Source organism: Caulobacter sp. S45 (genome assembly GCF_903642205.1).
Taxonomy (GTDB): domain Bacteria; phylum Pseudomonadota; class Alphaproteobacteria; order Caulobacterales; family Caulobacteraceae; genus CAHJWH01.
The window spans coordinates 1-4112 of the sequence record NZ_CAHJWH010000212.1 but is presented as its reverse complement, the minus strand read 5'-3'; the positions used below and the strand labels follow the sequence as shown (position 1 = coordinate 4112).

General features: G+C 63.8%; 3 protein-coding genes. All 3 read left to right on the top strand.

Features of this window, described 5'->3' with window-relative positions; translation table 11 throughout:
- Positions 1 to 660, top strand: a 660-nt coding sequence (gene hutG, locus HUV06_RS14965) for an N-formylglutamate deformylase (RefSeq protein ID WP_174302046.1), incomplete at its 5' end; no start/stop codon positions are given.
- Complete coding sequence (gene hutU / locus HUV06_RS14960) at positions 657 to 2324, top strand: urocanate hydratase (protein ID WP_174302045.1); 1668 nt, start codon at positions 657 to 659, stop codon at positions 2322 to 2324. The genes hutG and hutU, both read left to right, overlap by 4 nt.
- Before the next feature lie 451 nt (positions 2325 to 2775).
- Positions 2776 to 4112 (top strand): TonB-dependent siderophore receptor (locus tag HUV06_RS14955; RefSeq protein WP_174302044.1); only part of this gene is annotated, 1337 nt, incomplete at its 3' end.

The following is a 4112-nucleotide window of genomic DNA, read 5'->3' as shown; positions in this document are numbered from 1 at the left end:
GCGGGCCTCGGGGCGACCACGATCCGCACGCCCGTCTCGCGCACGGTGATCGACGTCAACCGCGATCCGTCGGGCGCCTCGCTGTATCCGGGGCAGACGACAACCGGCCTCTGTCCCACTGAGACCTTCGACGGCGAACCCCTGTACAGGCCGGGGGAGCAACCGGGGAGCGATGAGGTCGTAGAGCGGCGCAGGGCATATTTCGAGCCCTTCCACGCGACGCTCGCGGGTGAAATCGGACGTCTAAGGCGCCATCACGGGCACGTTGTCCTCTATGAGGCCCATTCGATCCGGTCGCGCATTCCCCGCCTCTTCCAGGGCGAACTGCCGAACTTCAATCTCGGCGTAAACGGGGGTGCGAGCTGCGATGCGGCTCTTACTTCAGCCGTGGAGCGCGCCTGTGACGCCCACCCAAGATTCAGCCGGGTCACCGACGGTCGCTTCAAGGGCGGATGGACCACCCGTCACTATGGTCAGCCCCAGATGGGCGTTCATGCGATCCAAATGGAGCTGGCCTGCCGGGGCTACATGGATGACCCAGGCGCACCTCCCGCCGAGGGAGCCTGGCCCGCCCCGTACGATCTGGGTCGCGCCGGGCACATGCGCACAGCGCTGATCGACGTCCTTCAAGCCTGCCTCGCCTTCGCGGAAGCCGCATGACCCGTCTCGACACCAACCGCACAATCCGCAGCCCGCGAGGGCCCGAGCGCAGCGCAAAGAGCTGGCTCACCGAAGCGCCGCTCAGGATGCTGATGAACAACCTGGACTCAGACGTGGCGGAGCGGCCGGAAGAGCTGGTGGTCTATGGCGGCATCGGGCGGGCGGCGCGTGACTGGGAGAGCTTCGACCGCATCGTGGACACCTTGCGGCGGCTAGAGGATGACGAGACCCTGCTGGTCCAATCCGGCAAGCCGGTAGGCGTGTTTCGCACCCATTCAGACGCGCCTCGCGTGCTGATCGCCAACTCCAATCTAGTCCCCCGCTGGGCAACCTGGGACCACTTCAACGAGCTGGACCGTAAAGGGCTGGCCATGTACGGCCAGATGACCGCTGGCTCGTGGATATACATCGGCGCGCAGGGCATCGTTCAGGGCACCTACGAGACCTTCGTGGAAATGGGTCGCCAGCACTATGGCGGCGACCTCGCTGGCCGCTGGCTTCTGACCGCAGGGCTCGGCGGCATGGGAGGCGCCCAGCCGCTGGCCGCGGTCATGGCCGGCGCATCCTGCCTGGCCATCGAGTGCAACCCGGCCTCAATCGCCATGCGGCTGCGCACGGGCTACCTAGACCAATCGACCGAGAGCCTGGACGAGGCGCTGGAGATCATCGACCGCGCCTGCCGCGAGAAGACGCCGGTGTCTGTGGGCTTGCTCGGCAACGCCGCGGAGCTGCTGCCGGAGCTGTTTACTCGGGGCGTTCGGCCTGACCTGCTCACTGACCAGACCTCCGCCCACGACCCGGTCAACGGATACCTACCCAAGGGCTGGACTCTGGAACGCTGGCGCGGCGCCCGTGAGCAGAACCCAAAGGCTGTCGAGGACGCCGCAAAGGCGTCCATGGCCGAGCACGTGCGCACGATGCTCGACTTCCAGGCGGCCGGCGTCCCGACCGTGGATTACGGCAACAACATTCGTCAAATGGCCAAGGATGTCGGCGTGGAGGACGCCTTCGGCTTTCCGGGCTTTGTGCCAGCCTACATCCGCCCGCTGTTCTGCCGGGGGATCGGCCCGTTCCGCTGGGCGGCGCTCTCCGGCGATCCGGAGGACATCTACAGGACCGACTCCAAGGTCCGCGAGCTGATACCAGACCATCCGGCCCTACATCGCTGGCTAGACATGGCGCGGGAGAAGATACGCTTCCAAGGCCTGCCGGCCCGCATCTGCTGGGTGGGCCTGGGCGATCGCCACCGTCTGGGGCTGGCGTTCAACCAGATGGTAGCCAATGGCGAGCTGTCTGCTCCGGTGGTGATCGGCCGTGACCACCTCGACTCAGGCTCCGTCGCCTCGCCCAACCGGGAGACGGAGGCCATGCGCGACGGCTCCGACGCGGTCTCCGACTGGCCGCTGCTGAACGCCCTGCTGAACACCGCCTCGGGCGCGACCTGGGTGTCGCTGCACCACGGCGGCGGTGTTGGCATGGGCTACTCGCAGCACGCGGGCATGGTGATCGTGGCGGACGGGACCGAGGCGGCGGCGAGGCGGATCGAGCGCGTGCTCTGGAACGACCCGGCGACGGGGGTCATGCGCCACGCAGACGCAGGGTACGAAGAGGCCGTCGAATGCGCCAAGAGCCGCGGTCTCGATCTGCCCTCCCTCGGCGCTTAGGGGGTATTGAGACGGAGCTGCCGGTTTCTGGGGCAGCTACTGCCAAAGCGTGGGCAAAGGCGCTTTTTGCGAGGTGCGACACCCACTGCGACACTCCCAGGCTAGACAGAGTAGCGCCTCACCTTTTGACTATACATAAGGGGGAGCGATCGACGTTTCTTCTTTAGCGATGGGGGAGTCGATGGGTCACCGAGCTGGGCCGACACTGGCATTGATGCTTCTCGCGACGAGCGCGCTCGGAGGAGTGGCATACGCGCAGTCTGCGCCGCCGACAGAGCTTCCGGCCCCCCAAGACCCTGCCAACTCCGCCTCGCCAGGAAGCGCGCCGGGCGCGACGTCAAGTTCCACGGTCAGTCAAGTCGTTGTGACGGGCTCCCGCGTTCGATCGCTGGAGCAATTCACGCCTACTGGCAGCCGGCTCAATCTGTCGGCGAAGGATACGCCGGCTACGTTGGATGTCATCACCTCTCAGACCATCACGACGCGCGGCTACCTTACCGCAGAGGAAGCGGCCGACAGCCTGCCGGGTGTAACCTCCGGTGGCACGCCGGGTGACTTGGTGAACTTCCACATCCGCGGCTTCTCCGGCGACGAAATCCAAATTCTCCACAATGGCATCTATGTCGGTCCGTCCGACCTGATCGCTAGGCCGAACAACACATATAACCTGGAGAGCGTCCAAATCCTGAAAGGACCTGCCTCGGTGTTGTACGGGCAAGGCGCTATCGGCGGCGCGATCAACATCGTGAACAAGGCCGTCACCTTCGGCGACCCCAAGTACGATGGTCTATTCTCCTACGGCACGTTCAATACGGCGCAGGTGGGTGCAAGCGTAGATGGTACGGTGGGGCCCAACGTGGCGGCCAGGGCGGATGTCAGCTATCTGCGATCGGACAACTACATCCAGCGCGCACAGAGCGACTCCTTCGACGCCACGCTCTCCGCGCTGTGGAGACCCAACGCCAAGCTAGACGTGCAATTATCTGTCGATTACCTGCAAGACCACCCGTTCCCCTACTATGGCGACCCGCTCTTCCCCACCAGCTTCGCCACCGATCCTCTAAAGGGCGTGGTGGACACCAAGTTCGGCTACACGCTCGACAAGCGTACGAGCACGGTGAACTACGACGTGTCGGACTATACGATCGAGTCCCACCAGTTTTTCCCGCAACTTTTGGTGAAGTATCAGATAAACGACTACGTCACGTTCAATAATTTCCTCTATTTCTTCAAGGCTGATCGCCGCTGGCGGAACGCTGAGACCTACCTGTTCGATCCGGCTACCAGCCAGATCAACCGCGACCGCTTCTTCGTCGATCACAACCAGGACATCGAGGGAGATCAAGGCGACTTGACGATCAGCTACCCGATCCTGGGCTTCAAGAACAAGCTGAACGTCGGATATGACTACAGCCACCTGGACTTCAAGCGCACAAGAGGCTTCCCCAACAACGACGAAGTGGACCCCTTCAATCCTGATCCAGGTCTGTTCCTCCCCGGCCTGCCGCCCGGTGGAAACCGTCAGCCGCCGGCGGGCGTCAGCCCCACGTTCTGGAACGACCCGGCCGTCTTTTTTGAGGACATCTTCAGTCTGACCGATCGACTGAAGATCGTGACTGGCGCCCGCTATGATTATCTCAGCCTGGACCGCCAGAACTTCACCGCAACCGGCGCCTTCAACGCCAGCTCCAGCTTCAAGCGGGTCTATGACCCCTTCACCTACCGGATCGGGGCTGTATACGACATCAACAAGTACATCACGCCCTATGTCTCCTTCACGACCGGGCA

Coding starts and splice junctions, on each gene's coding strand:
- hutU (WP_174302045.1), top strand. CDS start 657: ATGACCCGTCTCGACACCAACCGCACAATCCGCAGCCCGCGAGGGCCC.